General features: G+C 59.1%; 24 protein-coding genes. All 24 read left to right on the top strand.

All coding sequences use genetic code 11. The features are described 5' to 3' along the window. Positions 1–177 precede the first annotated feature (177 nt). The 24 genes from rpsL to rpmD all read left to right on the top strand — a co-directional run bounded on the left by rpsL (position 178) and on the right by rpmD (position 13,569). Positions 178–552 carry a 30S ribosomal protein S12 gene (gene rpsL / locus GEV37_RS04825; RefSeq protein ID WP_106374972.1) on the top strand — a complete coding sequence of 125 codons (375 nt, stop codon included), beginning with the start codon at positions 178–180 and terminating at the stop codon, positions 550–552. Between the two features lie 117 nt (positions 553–669). Next, positions 670–1,140, top strand: a complete 471-nt coding sequence (gene rpsG, locus GEV37_RS04820; RefSeq protein ID WP_016915771.1) for a 30S ribosomal protein S7 — start codon at positions 670–672, stop codon at positions 1,138–1,140. 151 nt (positions 1,141–1,291) lie between these two features. Beyond that, positions 1,292–3,415: an elongation factor G gene (gene fusA / locus GEV37_RS04815; RefSeq protein ID WP_227389097.1), complete on the top strand. Its 2,124-nt coding sequence runs from the start codon at positions 1,292–1,294 to the stop codon at positions 3,413–3,415. 29 nt (positions 3,416–3,444) lie between these two features. Then, entirely contained in the window at positions 3,445–4,638 is a 1,194-nt protein-coding gene (gene tuf, locus GEV37_RS04810) for an elongation factor Tu (protein ID WP_227389096.1), read from the top strand. A gap of 161 nt (positions 4,639–4,799) precedes the next feature. Then, positions 4,800–5,111 (top strand): 30S ribosomal protein S10, encoded by a 312-nt coding sequence (rpsJ, locus tag GEV37_RS04805; RefSeq protein WP_009098983.1) that lies wholly within the window; start codon positions 4,800–4,802, stop codon positions 5,109–5,111. 150 nt (positions 5,112–5,261) lie between these two features. Further along, on the top strand, positions 5,262–5,900 hold the full coding sequence (rplC, locus tag GEV37_RS04800; protein ID WP_227389095.1) for a 50S ribosomal protein L3: 639 nt from the start codon (positions 5,262–5,264) through the stop codon (positions 5,898–5,900). Positions 5,901–5,915: 15 nt separating this feature from the next. After that, positions 5,916–6,521 (top strand): 50S ribosomal protein L4, encoded by a 606-nt coding sequence (gene rplD / locus GEV37_RS04795; protein WP_227389094.1) that lies wholly within the window; start codon positions 5,916–5,918, stop codon positions 6,519–6,521. Further along, on the top strand, positions 6,518–6,814 hold the full coding sequence (gene rplW, locus GEV37_RS04790) for a 50S ribosomal protein L23 (protein WP_227389093.1): 297 nt from the start codon (positions 6,518–6,520) through the stop codon (positions 6,812–6,814). The genes rplD and rplW overlap by 4 nt, the downstream gene beginning before the upstream one ends. Positions 6,815–6,831: 17 nt before the next feature. Beyond that, positions 6,832–7,662, top strand: coding sequence for a 50S ribosomal protein L2 (gene rplB / locus GEV37_RS04785; protein WP_227389092.1), 831 nt, complete (start codon positions 6,832–6,834; stop codon positions 7,660–7,662). A gap of 33 nt (positions 7,663–7,695) precedes the next feature. Then, positions 7,696–7,971 carry a 30S ribosomal protein S19 gene (rpsS, locus tag GEV37_RS04780; RefSeq protein WP_009098993.1) on the top strand — a complete coding sequence of 92 codons (276 nt, stop codon included), beginning with the start codon at positions 7,696–7,698 and terminating at the stop codon, positions 7,969–7,971. A 17-nt stretch (positions 7,972–7,988) separates the two neighbouring features. Then, complete coding sequence (rplV, locus tag GEV37_RS04775) at positions 7,989–8,321, top strand: 50S ribosomal protein L22 (protein WP_227389091.1); 333 nt, start codon at positions 7,989–7,991, stop codon at positions 8,319–8,321. Between the two features lie 11 nt (positions 8,322–8,332). Continuing rightward, positions 8,333–9,037 (top strand): 30S ribosomal protein S3, encoded by a 705-nt coding sequence (gene rpsC, locus GEV37_RS04770; RefSeq protein ID WP_227389090.1) that lies wholly within the window; start codon positions 8,333–8,335, stop codon positions 9,035–9,037. A gap of 15 nt (positions 9,038–9,052) precedes the next feature. Beyond that, positions 9,053–9,466, top strand: coding sequence for a 50S ribosomal protein L16 (gene rplP, locus GEV37_RS04765; RefSeq protein ID WP_227389089.1), 414 nt, complete (start codon positions 9,053–9,055; stop codon positions 9,464–9,466). Continuing rightward, on the top strand, positions 9,466–9,657 hold the full coding sequence (gene rpmC, locus GEV37_RS04760; protein WP_227389088.1) for a 50S ribosomal protein L29: 192 nt from the start codon (positions 9,466–9,468) through the stop codon (positions 9,655–9,657). Before rplP ends, rpmC begins: the two co-directional genes overlap by 1 nt. Position 9,658: 1 nt before the next feature. Next, positions 9,659–9,919 carry a 30S ribosomal protein S17 gene (gene rpsQ / locus GEV37_RS04755; RefSeq protein ID WP_227389087.1) on the top strand — a complete coding sequence of 87 codons (261 nt, stop codon included), beginning with the start codon at positions 9,659–9,661 and terminating at the stop codon, positions 9,917–9,919. 49 nt (positions 9,920–9,968) lie between these two features. Further along, positions 9,969–10,340: a 50S ribosomal protein L14 gene (gene rplN / locus GEV37_RS04750; RefSeq protein ID WP_162217890.1), complete on the top strand. Its 372-nt coding sequence runs from the start codon at positions 9,969–9,971 to the stop codon at positions 10,338–10,340. A 14-nt stretch (positions 10,341–10,354) separates the two neighbouring features. Then, positions 10,355–10,669 carry a 50S ribosomal protein L24 gene (gene rplX / locus GEV37_RS04745; RefSeq protein WP_227389086.1) on the top strand — a complete coding sequence of 105 codons (315 nt, stop codon included), beginning with the start codon at positions 10,355–10,357 and terminating at the stop codon, positions 10,667–10,669. 18 nt (positions 10,670–10,687) lie between these two features. After that, positions 10,688–11,227: a 50S ribosomal protein L5 gene (rplE, locus tag GEV37_RS04740; protein ID WP_227389085.1), complete on the top strand. Its 540-nt coding sequence runs from the start codon at positions 10,688–10,690 to the stop codon at positions 11,225–11,227. Between the two features lie 10 nt (positions 11,228–11,237). Beyond that, on the top strand, positions 11,238–11,543 hold the full coding sequence (gene rpsN / locus GEV37_RS04735) for a 30S ribosomal protein S14 (protein ID WP_227389084.1): 306 nt from the start codon (positions 11,238–11,240) through the stop codon (positions 11,541–11,543). Between the two features lie 32 nt (positions 11,544–11,575). Beyond that, positions 11,576–11,968: a 30S ribosomal protein S8 gene (gene rpsH / locus GEV37_RS04730; protein WP_227389083.1), complete on the top strand. Its 393-nt coding sequence runs from the start codon at positions 11,576–11,578 to the stop codon at positions 11,966–11,968. 9 nt (positions 11,969–11,977) lie between these two features. After that, positions 11,978–12,508 carry a 50S ribosomal protein L6 gene (gene rplF, locus GEV37_RS04725; RefSeq protein WP_227389082.1) on the top strand — a complete coding sequence of 177 codons (531 nt, stop codon included), beginning with the start codon at positions 11,978–11,980 and terminating at the stop codon, positions 12,506–12,508. A gap of 9 nt (positions 12,509–12,517) precedes the next feature. After that, positions 12,518–12,868, top strand: coding sequence for a 50S ribosomal protein L18 (rplR, locus tag GEV37_RS04720; protein ID WP_008959159.1), 351 nt, complete (start codon positions 12,518–12,520; stop codon positions 12,866–12,868). An 11-nt stretch (positions 12,869–12,879) separates the two neighbouring features. Further along, on the top strand, positions 12,880–13,380 hold the full coding sequence (gene rpsE / locus GEV37_RS04715) for a 30S ribosomal protein S5 (protein ID WP_227389081.1): 501 nt from the start codon (positions 12,880–12,882) through the stop codon (positions 13,378–13,380). A 6-nt stretch (positions 13,381–13,386) separates the two neighbouring features. Further along, positions 13,387–13,569, top strand: a complete 183-nt coding sequence (gene rpmD, locus GEV37_RS04710) for a 50S ribosomal protein L30 (protein ID WP_227389080.1) — start codon at positions 13,387–13,389, stop codon at positions 13,567–13,569.

The raw sequence follows: 13,569 nt of genomic DNA, 5'->3' as shown, positions 1-13,569 counted from the left end.
TCTGGGCGGGGCAGGCGCCCCACCGTCTGGCTTCGGGCACGGTCTTGCCGGCGAAAACGCCGGCAAGACTTGACGTCGCCCGGGACCAGCCATTAGAATGCGCAGCCTTTAACAGTGGGGTGGGTGCGCCCGCAACCACGAGAAGGCCAAGGCAACCATTGGAGTCAGCTAAACACCATGGCAACGATCAATCAGCTAGTGCGCAAGCCGCGCAAGCGCCCCGTCACCAAGAGTGACGTGCCCGCGCTGCAAGCTTGCCCGCAAAAACGCGGCGTTTGCACCCGCGTCTACACCACCACCCCGAAGAAGCCGAACTCGGCCCTGCGTAAGGTTTGCCGTGTGCGCCTGACCAACGGGTTCGAAGTCTCTTCCTACATCGGTGGTGAAGGTCACAACCTGCAGGAGCACTCCGTTGTTCTGATCCGCGGCGGTCGCGTAAAGGACTTGCCCGGTGTGCGTTATCACACCGTTCGCGGCGCGCTCGACACCTCCGGTGTCCAGAACCGTAAGCAGGGTCGTTCCAAGTACGGTACCAAGAAGCCGAAGTCCTAAGACTTCCGCTCTCTTTCACACGAAATTTGCTGGTCTGATAAGAGTAAGGTCGGGCAACGCCGCAAGGCGCTGATAAGCCCCGGGTTTACCTGAAGGATCCTTAATCGAGGGCTTATCATGCCTAGAAGAAGAGTTGTAGCCAAACGCGAAATCCTGCCGGATCCGAAGTTCGGAAGTGAGCGCCTGGCGAAGTTCATGAACCACCTGATGGTCAGCGGCAAGAAGTCCGTAGCTGAGCGCATCGTGTACGGTGCGTTGGACAAGGTTGCCGAGCGTAGTAAAGAAGAGCCGCTGGAAATCTTCGACAAGGCGCTGGAAACCATCCAGCCGATGGTCGAAGTGAAGTCGCGCCGCGTCGGTGGTGCGACCTATCAGGTGCCGGTTGAAGTTCGTCCGTCTCGCCGTCAGGCGCTCGCCATGCGCTGGCTGGTGGACGCTGCGCGTCGTCGCGGTGAAAAAACGATGGTTCAACGCCTGGCTGGCGAAATGCTGGACGCCGCCGAAGGCAAAGGCTCTGCAGTGAAGAAGCGTGAAGACGTGCACCGTATGGCGGAAGCCAACAAGGCCTTCTCTCACTATCGTTTCTAAACTCGGCGCTGCTGAGTGTGGGCTTTCTTCAGCCCGCTGCGCGCGCCCAGGGCGCTTGACGCAGCCCGCCGCCGCTATCTTCGTGATGGCGGCGGCGGCATGAAGAAAGTCGCGGGAATGGAAAGCATCGCCAACTAACGGGAGTTTCACCGTGGCACGCAAGACTCCACTAAAGCGTTATCGCAACATCGGTATCGTCGCCCACGTCGACGCGGGTAAAACCACGACGACCGAACGCGTTCTGTTCTACACCGGCCTGTCCCACAAGGTAGGCGAAGTGCACGACGGCGCGGCGACCATGGACTGGATGGAGCAGGAGCAGGAGCGTGGTATCACCATCACGTCCGCTGCGACCACCTGTTTCTGGCAGGGCATGGCCAAGCAGTTCGACGAGCACCGCATCAACATCATCGACACCCCCGGGCACGTCGACTTCACCATCGAAGTCGAGCGCTCGCTGCGCGTACTCGACGGCGCGGTCGTCGTGCTGTGCGGCTCCTCCGGCGTTCAGCCGCAGACCGAGACCGTATGGCGTCAGGCCAACAAGTACGAAGTGCCGCGCATGGTCTTCGTCAACAAGATGGACCGTACCGGTGCCGACTTCTTCATGGTCGTCGACCAGCTGAAGGATCGCCTGGGCGCCAACGCCGTGCCGATCCAGATCAACTGGGGTACGGAAGAGGACTTCAAGGGCGTCATCGACCTGATCGAGATGAAAGCGATCTTGTGGGACGAAGAGAGCCTGGGCATGAACTTCGAGCTCGTCGACATTCCGGCCGAGCTGCAGGAGACGGCCGAGAAGTACCGCGAAGAGATGGTCGAGTGCGCGGCTGAAGCCTCTGAAGAGCTGATGGACAAGTACCTCGAAGAGGGCGATCTGTCTATCGAAGAGATCAAGGCCGGTCTGCGTGCGCGTACACTCGCCAACGACGTCGTGCTGGTCACCTGTGGTTCCGCGTTCAAGAACAAGGGCGTACAGGCGGTTCTGGACGGTGTCATCGAGTACATGCCGTCTCCGACCGAAGTCAAGGCGATCGAAGGTGAGCTGGACGACCGGGACGGCACCATCGCGACCCGTGAAGCGGACGACAGTGCTCCCTTCGCCGCGCTTGCGTTCAAGATCGCGACCGACCCCTTCGTCGGCACCCTGACGTTCATCCGCGTCTACTCGGGCGTTCTGAAATCTGGCGACGGCGTGTACAACTCCGTCAAGCAGAAGAAAGAGCGCGTTGGCCGTATCGTTCAGATGCACGCCAACTCCCGCGAAGAGATCAAGGAAGTTCTGGCCGGCGACATCGCCGCCTGTATCGGCCTGAAGGACGTCACCACCGGTGATACCCTGTGCGACATCGACAACAAGATCGTTCTCGAGCGCATGGAATTCCCGGATCCGGTCATCTCCGTTGCCGTCGAGCCGAAATCCAAGGCCGACCAGGAGAAGATGGGCGTTGCTCTGGGCAAGCTGGCCCAGGAAGACCCCTCCTTCCAGGTCAAGACCGACGAAGAGACCGGCCAGACCATCATCTCCGGCATGGGCGAGCTTCACCTGGACATCATCGTCGACCGCATGCGTCGCGAGTTCAAGGTCGAGGCCAACATCGGCAAGCCCCAGGTCGCCTACCGCGAAACCATTCGCGGCAGCGTCGAGCAGGAAGGCAAGTTCGTACGCCAGTCCGGTGGTCGTGGTCAGTTCGGTCACGTATGGCTGCGTATCGAGCCGTTGACCGCCGAAGAGAAGGGTGAAGGCGAAGAAGAGATCTTCTTCAAGTTCAACTCCGAAATCGTGGGCGGCGTGGTTCCGAAGGAATACGTGCCGGCGGTCGAGAAGGGTGCTTTCGAGCAGCTGAAAAACGGTGTCATCGCGGGTTTCCCGATGATCGACGTCAAAGTGACGCTGTACGATGGCTCCTACCACGACGTGGACTCCAACGAGACCGCGTTCAAGATCGCTTCTTCCATGGCAGTGAAGGAAGGTGCCCGGAAGGCCAAGGCCGTGCTGCTGGAGCCGGTGATGAAGGTCGAGGTCGTGACTCCCGAGGAATTCATGGGTGACGTCATGGGCGACCTGAACCGTCGTCGCGGCTTGGTGCAGGGCATGGATGACTCCTCTGCTGGTAAAGTCATCCGTGCAACGGTGCCGCTGGGTGAGATGTTCGGTTACGCAACCGATCTGCGCTCTCAGACCCAGGGCCGTGCGAGCTACTCCATGGAGTTCGCGAAGTACGATGAGGCGCCCAACAGCGTCGTTGAAGCCGTCATCAACCAAAACGGTTAACCGTTAGCTAACGTAAAGAGGTTATAGCAGTGGCTAAGGAAAAATTCGAACGTTCCAAACCGCACGTCAACGTCGGCACCATCGGTCACGTCGACCACGGTAAAACGACTCTGACTGCGGCCCTGACCCGCGTGTCTGCTGAAGTTTTCGGCGGCGACTGGCGTGAATTCGATACCATCGACAACGCTCCGGAAGAGCGCGAGCGTGGTATCACCATCGCGACGTCCCACGTCGAGTACCAGTCCGAAGAGCGTCACTACGCGCACGTCGACTGCCCGGGACACGCTGACTACGTCAAGAACATGATCACCGGTGCTGCCCAGATGGACGGCGCGATCCTGGTATGTTCTGCCGCTGACGGCCCCATGCCGCAGACTCGCGAGCACATCCTGCTGTCTCGCCAGGTTGGCGTTCCGTTCATCGTCGTGTTCCTGAACAAGGCCGACATGGTCGACGACGAAGAGCTGCTCGAGCTGGTCGAGATGGAAGTTCGTGAGCTTCTGTCCGAGTACGACTTCCCGGGTGACGACACTCCGATCATCACCGGTTCTGCCCTGATGGCGCTGAACGGCGAAGACGAGAACGGCATGGGCACCACCGCCGTTGCCAACCTGATCAAGGCGCTGGACGAGTACATCCCGGAGCCGGAGCGCGCTATCGACCAGCCGTTCCTGATGCCGATCGAAGACGTATTCTCCATCTCCGGCCGTGGTACCGTTGTTACCGGTCGTGTAGAGCGCGGTATCGTCAAGTCTGGTGAAGAAGTCGAAATCGTGGGCATCCGCGACACCACCAAGACCATCGTCACCGGTGTCGAAATGTTCCGTAAACTGCTCGACGAAGGTCGTGCAGGCGAGAACGTCGGCGCGCTGCTGCGTGGTACCAAGCGTGATGACGTCGAGCGTGGCCAGGTTCTGGCCAAGCCGGGCACCATCAAGCCGCACACCACCTTCGAAGCCGAAGTCTACGTACTGTCCAAAGAAGAAGGCGGTCGTCACACTCCGTTCTTCAAGGGCTACCGTCCGCAGTTCTACTTCCGTACCACCGACGTGACCGGTACCTGTGAACTGCCGGAAGGCGTTGAAATGGTTATGCCGGGCGACAACATCAAGATGGTTGTCACCCTGATCGCCCCGATCGCCATGGACGACGGTCTGCGCTTCGCGATTCGCGAAGGCGGCCGTACCGTTGGTGCTGGCGTCGTAGCCAAGATCGTCGAGTAATCGAATTACTTGATCGATGAAAGGGGGGCTCGCAAGAGCCCCCTTTTCTGCGCACCAATAGCAATTGTTTGACACGCGCTATTGGCGTGCCTATAATGCGCATCCTTTGAATGCGTGGGTAGACGGCTCGCGCCGTCGACATCCATTGGAGTTTAGGGCAAATGCAGAACCAGAAGATTCGCATTCGGTTGAAAGCGTTCGACCATCGCCTGATCGATCAGTCCACAGCGGAAATCGTTGAAACCGCTAAGCGTACTGGTGCTCAGGTTCGTGGGCCGATTCCGCTGCCGACCAACCGCGAGCGCTACACCATTCTGATTTCTCCGCACGTCAACAAGGACGCGCGCGATCAGTATGAGATTCGTACGCACAAGCGCGTGCTCGACATCGTCGAGCCGACCGAGAAAACGGTCGATGCACTGATGAAGCTCGATCTCGCCGCCGGCGTCGACGTGCAAATCAAGCTCGACTAACCACACTAGACACTTGCGGCCCAGCGTTCATCACTTTTGCATGTGAACAGCAGCCGCCGCGTCGTGAGACGCCACACAATGTGCTAGTGGAATGCTCTGGAAAGGGCAGCCATAGCGGGTGATAGCCCCGTACACTATAGGAGACTGAGTATGACTATCGGTTTAGTCGGTAAAAAGGCCGGGATGACCCGTGTCTTTACCGAAGATGGCGCATCCGTGCCCGTGACCGTTATTGAAGTGGATCCTAACCGTGTAACGCGCGTAAAAACCGTCGAGTCCGACGGCTACGCGGCGGTTCAGGTCACCACTGGCTCTCGCAAGGCCAAGCACCTCACCAAAGCGCAAGCGGGTCAGTTTGCCAAGGCGGGTGTCGAGGCCGGTCGTTCACTGATGGAATTCCGTCTTGCAGAAGGCGAGGAAGCTCCGGAAGTGGGTGGCGAACTCACCGTATCCCTCTTCGAAGCTGGTCAGATGATCGACGTGACCGGTACCTCCAAGGGTAAAGGCTTCCAGGGCGCAGTTAAGCGCTGGAACTTCCGTACCCAAGATAACAGCCATGGTAACTCCCTGTCGCATCGTGCGCCGGGTTCTATCGGCATGTGTCAGACCCCGGGTCGCGTATTCAAAGGCAAGAAAATGGCCGGTCAGATGGGCAACGTCCGCTGCACCGTTCAGAGCCTCGAGATCGTCCGTGTCGATGCCGAGCGTAACCTGCTGCTGATCAAAGGTGCTGTTCCGGGTGCAACCGGTAGCGACGTCATCGTTCGCAGCGCCGTGAAAGCTGGCTGAAGGGGATAATTACCAATGAATCTGAATCTTGCTGCAGGCACGGGTACCGTTGAAGTAGCCGACGCCACTTTTGGCAAAGAATTCAACGAAGCACTGGTTCACCAGGTGGTCACCGCCTATCTGGCAGGTGCCCGTCAGGGAACTCGTGCTCAGAAGAACCGTTCGGACGTACGTGGCGGTGGCAAGAAGCCGTGGCGTCAGAAGGGTACCGGCCGCGCACGTGCCGGCACCATCCGCTCTCCGCTGTGGCGCAGCGGCGGCGTGACCTTCGCGGCTCGTCCGCAGGATCATTCCCAGAAGGTCAACCGCAAGATGTACCGCGCGGCGATGCGTTCCATCCTGTCCGAGCTCGTTCGCCAGGAACGTCTGGTGGCGGTCGAGGAGTTCAGCGTTGACGCGCCGAAGACCAAGCAGGTCGCTGCCAAGCTGAAAGAGCTCAACCTTGAGAAAGTGTTGATCGTCACCGAAGAAGTCGACGAGACGCTCTATCTGGCCGCACGCAACCTCCCCCACGTCAACGTGGTGGACGTCGCGGCAGCTGATCCGGTGAGCCTGGTTGCCTACGACAAGGTCCTGGTCACCGTCTCCGCCCTGCGTAAATTCGAGGAGAAGCTGGCATGAACCAGGAACGCGTATTCAAGGTTCTGCTTGGACCGCACGTGACCGAAAAGGCAGCGTCAGCCGCCGAGCGCAACCAGTACGTCTTCAAGGTGGCAAGTGACGCTACCAAGCCCGAGATCAAGAAAGCCGTCGAAGCACTGTTCGGCAAGAAGGTCGGCAGCGTTCAGACACTGAACGTCAAGGGCAAGACCAAGCGTACTGCTCATGGCGTTGGTCTGCGCAAGGGTTACCGCAAGGCGTATGTGACCCTGGCTGCGGGTGAAACGCTCGAAGACTTCTCTGGCGCCGAATAAGGGCAGGAGTACGGATAATGGCAATCGTCAAGACCAAACCCACATCCGCCGGTCGTCGCCACGTCGTCAAGATCGTTGGTGAGGAACTGTACAAGGGCCGCCCTCATGCGCCGCTCTTGGAGAAGCAGTCCAAGTCCGGTGGCCGTAACAACTACGGTCGCATCACTACCCGCCACGTGGGCGGTGGTCACCGTCAGCACTACCGTCTGATCGACTTCAAGCGCATCAAGGATGGCATTCCGGCCACCGTCGAGCGCCTCGAGCACGATCCGAACCGCAGCGCCCATATCGCGCTTTTGAAGTACGCCGATGGCGAGCGTCGTTACATCATCGCACCGAAAGGTGTCAGCGCGGGTGACGTGCTGGAATCCGGTGTCAACGCGCCCATCAAGAAAGGCAATGCCTTGCCGCTGCGCAACATCCCGCTCGGTTCGACCATCCATGCGATCGAACTCAAGCCGGGCAAGGGCGCGCAGATTGCTCGCAGTGCCGGTACTAGCGCTCAGCTGGTCGCCCGTGAAGGCAACTACGCCACCCTGCGTCTTCGCTCCGGCGAAATGCGCAAGATCCTGGCCGAATGCCGCGCGACCCTGGGTGAAGTGAGCAACTCCGAGCACAGCCTGCGTCAACTTGGCAAGGCCGGTGCGAAACGCTGGAGAGGCGTGCGCCCGACTGTTCGCGGTGTCGCGATGAACCCTGTCGATCACCCGCACGGTGGTGGTGAAGGCCGCACCAGCGGTGGCCGTCACCCGGTATCCCCGTGGGGCATGCCGACCAAGGGTTACAAGACGCGTAAGAACAAGCGCACCGACAAGCTGATCGTCCGTCGTCGCAACAAGACGCGCTGATCTAAATTGCCAAGACATTAAGAGGTAACGGCTGTGCCACGTTCACTTAAGAAAGGTCCCTTCATTGACCTTCATCTTTTGAAGAAGGTTGAGGCTGCAGTGGAGAAGAACGACCGTAAACCGATCAAGACCTGGTCGCGTCGTTCAATGATTCTGCCCAACATGGTAGGTCTCACCATCGCAGTCCATAACGGACGCCAGCATGTCCCGGTGCACGTCTCCGAGGAAATGGTGGGTCATAAACTGGGCGAATTCGCTGCTACTCGCACCTATCGCGGGCATGCGGCGGACAAGAAAGCCAAACGGTAAGCCAGAGAGGATTAGAGATGGAAGTCACAGCTAAGCTGCGTGGCGCTGCTTTATCCGCACAGAAGGCCCGTTTGGTGGCTGACCAGGTGCGCGGTAAACCGGTCGCCGAAGCTATTGATCTGCTGACCTTCTCACCGAAGAAGGCTGCCAAGCTGGTCAAGAAAGTGCTTCAGTCCGCCATTGCGAATGCGGAAGAAAATAACGGCATGGACATCGACGAGCTGCGTGTCTCGACCATCTGTGTCGATGAGGGCATGACGCTCAAGCGTATCAAGCCGCGCGCCAAGGGCCGTGCGGATCGTATCTTGAAGCGCACCTGCCACATCACCGTCAAGGTAGCCGAGAAGTAGGAGTCGACCAGATGGGTCAGAAAGTCAATCCAACAGGCATTCGACTGGGCATCGTCAAAGACCATGCTTCTGTCTGGTATGCCGAGCGCGGCGCTTACGCCGACAAGCTCAACAACGATCTCGAAGTGCGCAGCTTCCTGGACGAGCGTTTGAAGAACGCCTCCGTGAGCCGCATCCACATCGAGCGTCCGGCGAACAACGCCCGCATCACCATTCACACTGCTCGTCCGGGCATCGTGATTGGCAAGAAAGGGGAAGATGTCGACCGTCTGCGTCGCGATCTCTCCGACATGATGGGCGTTCCGGTTCATGTGAACATCGAAGAAGTTCGCAAGCCCGAGCTGGACGCCAAGCTGGTCGCCGCCAACGTGGCCGGTCAGCTTGAACGTCGCGTGATGTTCCGTCGTGCGATGAAGCGCGCGGTACAGAACGCCATGCGTCTTGGCGCTGGCGGCATCAAGATTCAGCTCTCAGGTCGTCTGGGTGGCGCCGAAATCGCGCGTACCGAATGGTACCGTGAAGGTCGCGTACCGCTTCACACCCTGCGTGCTGATATCGACTATGCCACCTTCGAAGCTCACACCACCTACGGTGTCATCGGCATCAAAGTGTGGATCTTCAAGGGCGAAATCCTCGGCGGTATCGAGGAAGTGCGTGCCAAGGCTAAGCAACAGCAGCCTGCCGGCAACGCGCCCAAGAAAAAAGGTTCCAGGTAAGGGGAGAGCGAGTCGATGTTACAGCCCAAGCGTATGAAATTCCGCAAGATGCAGAAAGGCCGCAACCGTGGCCTGGCGCATCGCGGAAGCAAGATCAGCTTCGGTGAGTATGGCCTGAAAGCTACCGGTCGCGGCCGCATCACTGCGCGCCAGATCGAAGCCGGCCGTCGTGCGATCACGCGTCACGTCAAGCGTGGCGGCAAGATCTGGATCCGCGTATTCCCGGACAAGCCGATCTCCAAGAAGCCACTCGAAGTTCGTATGGGTAAAGGTAAGGGTTCCGTTGAGTACTGGGTAGCCCAGATCCAGCCGGGTCGGGTCCTGTACGAGATCGAAGGCGTATCCGAAGAGCTCGCTCGCGAAGCATTCGAGCTGGCGGCCCAGAAGATGCCCTTGTCCACCACCTTTGCGAAACGGACGGTGATGTGATGAAAGCGCAAGAAATTCGTGAAAAGTCCGCAGGAGAGCTCCAAGAGCAGCTCCTCGAGCTCCTCCGCGAGCAGTTTAACCTGCGCATGCAGAAGGCCTCTGGCCAACTGAGCCAGACTCATCTGCTCAAGCAGGTCCGCCGGGATATCGCCCGCGTAAAGACTGTGCTCAACGAGAAGGCAGGTGATTGAGATGGCCGAAGAGAAAAAGACACGTACCCTCACTGGCAAGGTAGTGAGCGACAAGATGGAGAAATCCATCGTTGTCATGATCGAGCGTCGTGAACGTCACCCGATCTACGGAAAATACGTTAAGCGCTCCACCAAGCTGCACGCCCATGATGAGGCGAACCAGGCAAAGGCAGGCGATACGGTTTCCATTCAGGAGTGCCGTCCGCTTTCCAAGAAGAAAGCTTGGACGCTGGTCGAGGTGGTCGAGCAGGCCAAGGGTTAACCCTGCGGTCTTTCAACCAGTGCAGTCAGGTTAGGTTTGGAGAAAACCGATGATTCAGACTCAGACAATGCTGGATGTCGCCGACAACAGCGGAGCGCGCCGGGTGCAGTGCATCAAGGTGCTGGGCGGTTCACACCGCCGCTACGCTCGCGTGGGTGACGTCATCAAGGTAACGGTGAAAGAAGCCATTCCGCGGGGCAAGGTCAAGAAAGGCCAGGTCCTCAAGGCGGTGGTCGTTCGCACCCGTAGCGGTGTCCGTCGCAGCGACGGGTCACTCATCCGTTTCGATGGAAATGCGGCGGTCTTGTTGAACAACACCAACGAGCAGCCGATCGGCACCCGTATTTTCGGACCGGTCACTCGTGAACTGCGTAACGAGCGGTTCATGAAGATCATTTCCTTAGCGCCTGAAGTGCTGTAAGGAGCGAGGCGGATATGCAAAAGATCAAACGTGACGATGAAGTCATCGTCATCGCCGGGAAGGACAAGGGCAAGCGCGGCACCGTCAAGCGGGTTCTCGAAAACCGCTTCGTGGTGTCCGGTGTGAACATGATCAAGCGTCACACCAAGCCTAATCCCATGGCGGGAAATCAGGGCGGTATCGTCGAGCGTGAGGCTCCGATTCACGCGTCCAACGTAGCCATCTTCAATTCGGAGACCGGTAAGGCGGATCGCGTCGGCTTCCAGATGAAGGAAGACGGTACCAAGGTACGTATCTACAAGTCGACGCAGACGCAGATCGACGCCTAACGCGAGTCGGGTAGCAAAATGGCGAACTTGAAAGAACGTTATCAAAACGAGGTGGTGGCTCAGCTCAAAGAGCAGTTCAGCTACGCCAACGTAATGCAGGTGCCCCGCATCACGAAAGTGACGCTCAACATGGGTATCGGTGAAGCGGTCAGCGACAAGAAGCTGATCGACAATGCCATCGGCGACCTGGAGAAACTCTCCGGTCAGAAACCGCTGGTGACCAAGGCACGCAAGTCCATCGCGGGCTTCAAGGTGCGCGAAGGCTGGCCGATCGGTATCAAGGTGACTCTGCGTGCCGAGCGCATGTGGGACTTCCTGGACCGTCTGGTGAACATCGCGATTCCTCGCGTGCGTGACTTCCGTGGTCTCAACCCGAAGTCCTTCGACGGTCGTGGCAACTACTCCATGGGTGTGCGTGAGCAGATCATCTTCCCGGAGATCGAGTATGATAAGATCGATCGCGTTCGGGGACTTGACGTCACCATCACCACTACCGCCAACACCGACGAGGAAGGTCGTGCGCTGCTGACGGCACTGAACTTCCCGTTCAAGAAATAAGGGTGGGATCATGGCTAAGAAAAGCATGGTAGAACGTGAGCAAAAGCGTGCACAGCTGGTCGAGAAGTACGCGGCCAAGCGCGCTGAGCTCAAGAAGATCATCTCGGACGTGAACTCGTCCGAGGAAGAGCGCTTCGAGGCGACGCTGAAGCTGCAGCAACTGCCGCGCGACTCCAGCCCGGTTCGTCAGCGTAACCGCTGCCGCATCACTGGCCGTCCGCACGGTTTTTACAACAAGTTCGGTCTCGGCCGTAACAAGCTGCGTGAAGCCGCCATGCGTGGCGACGTCCCTGGTCTGAAGAAGTCCAGCTGGTAACGTCACGTAGAATCATCAGGAGCGCACATTAAATGAGCATGCAAGATACTCTGGCGGATATGTTCACTCGTCTCCGCAATGCGCAGATGGCCACTAAAGAGACGGCAACCATGCCGTCTTCCAAGCTGAAAGTGGAAGTGGCCCGCGTGCTGAAGGAAGAAGGTTACATCACCGACTTCTCGGTTGCCGAAGGCGTGAAGCCCGAGTTGACCGTGACCCTCAAGTACTTCGAGGGCAAGCCGGTCATCGAGCACATTCAGCGGGTTTCCAAGCCGTCTCTGCGTCAGTACAAGGGCAAGGACAACCTGCCCAAGGTAGCCGACGGTCTGGGCATCGCGATTGTCACCACCTCCAATGGTGTCATGACCGACCGTGCCGCGCGCCAGGCTGGCGTCGGTGGCGAAGTCATCTGCACCGTATTCTAGGAGGCTGGAATGTCCCGCATAGCGAAATATCCGGTTAAAGTGCCTGCCGGCGTTGACATCAAGATCAACGGCGACCAGCTGACCGCCAAAGGCGGCCAGGGCACACTGTCGATGCCCATTCACCAGGACGTGGTGATTGGACAGGAAGACGGCCAGCTGACCTTCGCCCCGAGCGAAAACGCCAAGAGCTGGGCCATGGCCGGTACGACCCGCGCCCTGGTTCAGAACCTGGTGACGGGCGTCTCCGAGGGTTTCACGAAGACTCTCGAAATTGTCGGCGTCGGCTACCGCGCGCAAGCGAAAGGCCAGACGCTCAACCTTTCACTGGGCTTCTCGCACCCGGTCGACTATGAACTGCCCAAGGGTGTGACGGCGGAAACGCCGAAGAACACCGTGATCGTGCTGAAGAGCGCGGACAAGCAGATGCTCGGCCAGTGCGCCGCGGAAATCCGCGCCTTCCGTCCGCCTGAGCCGTACAAAGGCAAGGGTGTCCGGTACGCCGACGAGCAGGTGCGTCGCAAAGAAGCCAAGAAGAAGTAAGGCAGGGTTATGAACGCGAAGAAAGAATCTCGTCTCCGTCGTGCCCGCCGCGCTCGCGCCAAGATCCGCGAGCTGGGCGTGTATCGCCTGTGCGTCAACCGTACCCCGCGTCACATCTACGCGCAGATTATCTCGCCGGATGGTGGCAAGGTGCTGGCCAGCGCTTCTACGCTGGACAAGGCACTGCGCGAGGGTGCGACCGGTAACTCGGATGCGGCCTCCAAGGTCGGCGCCCTGATTGCCGAACGCGCTAAAGAAGCAGGCATTACCCAGGTGGCCTTCGATCGTGCTGGCTTTAAATATCACGGTCGCGTCAAGGCTCTGGCCGACGCCGCTCGTGAAGGCGGCCTGGAATTCTAAAGGGTTTTACGATGGCGAAGAACGAACAGCAAAACGGTGATCTGCAAGAGAAGCTCGTGCAGGTCAACCGCGTCGCCAAGGTGGTCAAGGGTGGTCGTATTTTCGGCTTCACCGCGCTGACCGTCGTGGGCGATGGTAAAGGTCGTGTCGGTTTCGGTCGTGGCAAGGCGCGTGAAGTGCCGGTCGCGATCCAGAAGGCGATGGACCAGGCGCGTCGCAACATGGTCAAGGTAAACCTCGCCGGCCAGACGCTGCAGTACCCGGTCAAGGCCCGTCACGGCGCCTCCAAGGTGTACATGCAGCCGGCTTCCGAAGGTACCGGCATCATCGCCGGTGGCGCCATGCGCTCCGTACTGGAGCTCGCCGGTGTCCACGACGTACTGGCCAAATGCTACGGTTCCACCAACCCGGTAAACGTGGTGCGAGCGACCGTCAAGGGTCTCTCCTCCATGCAGTCACCGGACGACGTGGCCGCCAAGCGCGGTCTGTCTGTCGAAGCGATTACGGGGTAAGACACCATGGCAGCTATGATCAAGGTTACCCAGATCCGCAGCACCATCGGCGTTTTGCCCAAGCACAAGGCCACCATGAAAGGTCTGGGCCTGCGTCGCATCGGTCACACGGTTGAACTGGAAGACACCCCGGCCGTACGCGGCATGATCCACAAGGTAACCTACCTTGTGCGCGTTGAGGGAGAGTAA

The sequence above is a fragment of the Vreelandella malpeensis genome (genome assembly GCF_020622355.1).
Lineage (GTDB): Bacteria > Pseudomonadota > Gammaproteobacteria > Pseudomonadales > Halomonadaceae > Vreelandella > Vreelandella malpeensis.
This window is presented reverse-complemented; position numbering and strand designations above follow the sequence as displayed.

Excerpts from the sequence above, each read along its gene's own strand:
- rpsL (WP_106374972.1), top strand. The coding sequence starts at position 178 with ATGGCAACGATCAATCAGCTAGTGCGCAAGCCGCGCAAGCGCCCCGTC.
- rpsG (WP_016915771.1), top strand. The coding sequence starts at position 670 with ATGCCTAGAAGAAGAGTTGTAGCCAAACGCGAAATCCTGCCGGATCCG.
- rpsJ (WP_009098983.1), top strand. The coding sequence starts at position 4,800 with ATGCAGAACCAGAAGATTCGCATTCGGTTGAAAGCGTTCGACCATCGC.
- rplC (WP_227389095.1), top strand. The coding sequence starts at position 5,262 with ATGACTATCGGTTTAGTCGGTAAAAAGGCCGGGATGACCCGTGTCTTT.
- rplD (WP_227389094.1), top strand. The coding sequence starts at position 5,916 with ATGAATCTGAATCTTGCTGCAGGCACGGGTACCGTTGAAGTAGCCGAC.
- rplW (WP_227389093.1), top strand. The coding sequence starts at position 6,518 with ATGAACCAGGAACGCGTATTCAAGGTTCTGCTTGGACCGCACGTGACC.
- rplB (WP_227389092.1), top strand. The coding sequence starts at position 6,832 with ATGGCAATCGTCAAGACCAAACCCACATCCGCCGGTCGTCGCCACGTC.
- rplV (WP_227389091.1), top strand. The coding sequence starts at position 7,989 with ATGGAAGTCACAGCTAAGCTGCGTGGCGCTGCTTTATCCGCACAGAAG.
- rpsC (WP_227389090.1), top strand. The coding sequence starts at position 8,333 with ATGGGTCAGAAAGTCAATCCAACAGGCATTCGACTGGGCATCGTCAAA.
- rplP (WP_227389089.1), top strand. The coding sequence starts at position 9,053 with ATGTTACAGCCCAAGCGTATGAAATTCCGCAAGATGCAGAAAGGCCGC.
- rpmC (WP_227389088.1), top strand. The coding sequence starts at position 9,466 with ATGAAAGCGCAAGAAATTCGTGAAAAGTCCGCAGGAGAGCTCCAAGAG.
- rpsQ (WP_227389087.1), top strand. The coding sequence starts at position 9,659 with ATGGCCGAAGAGAAAAAGACACGTACCCTCACTGGCAAGGTAGTGAGC.
- rplN (WP_162217890.1), top strand. The coding sequence starts at position 9,969 with ATGATTCAGACTCAGACAATGCTGGATGTCGCCGACAACAGCGGAGCG.
- rplX (WP_227389086.1), top strand. The coding sequence starts at position 10,355 with ATGCAAAAGATCAAACGTGACGATGAAGTCATCGTCATCGCCGGGAAG.
- rplE (WP_227389085.1), top strand. The coding sequence starts at position 10,688 with ATGGCGAACTTGAAAGAACGTTATCAAAACGAGGTGGTGGCTCAGCTC.
- rpsN (WP_227389084.1), top strand. The coding sequence starts at position 11,238 with ATGGCTAAGAAAAGCATGGTAGAACGTGAGCAAAAGCGTGCACAGCTG.
- rpsH (WP_227389083.1), top strand. The coding sequence starts at position 11,576 with ATGAGCATGCAAGATACTCTGGCGGATATGTTCACTCGTCTCCGCAAT.
- rplF (WP_227389082.1), top strand. The coding sequence starts at position 11,978 with ATGTCCCGCATAGCGAAATATCCGGTTAAAGTGCCTGCCGGCGTTGAC.
- rplR (WP_008959159.1), top strand. The coding sequence starts at position 12,518 with ATGAACGCGAAGAAAGAATCTCGTCTCCGTCGTGCCCGCCGCGCTCGC.
- rpsE (WP_227389081.1), top strand. The coding sequence starts at position 12,880 with ATGGCGAAGAACGAACAGCAAAACGGTGATCTGCAAGAGAAGCTCGTG.
- rpmD (WP_227389080.1), top strand. The coding sequence starts at position 13,387 with ATGGCAGCTATGATCAAGGTTACCCAGATCCGCAGCACCATCGGCGTT.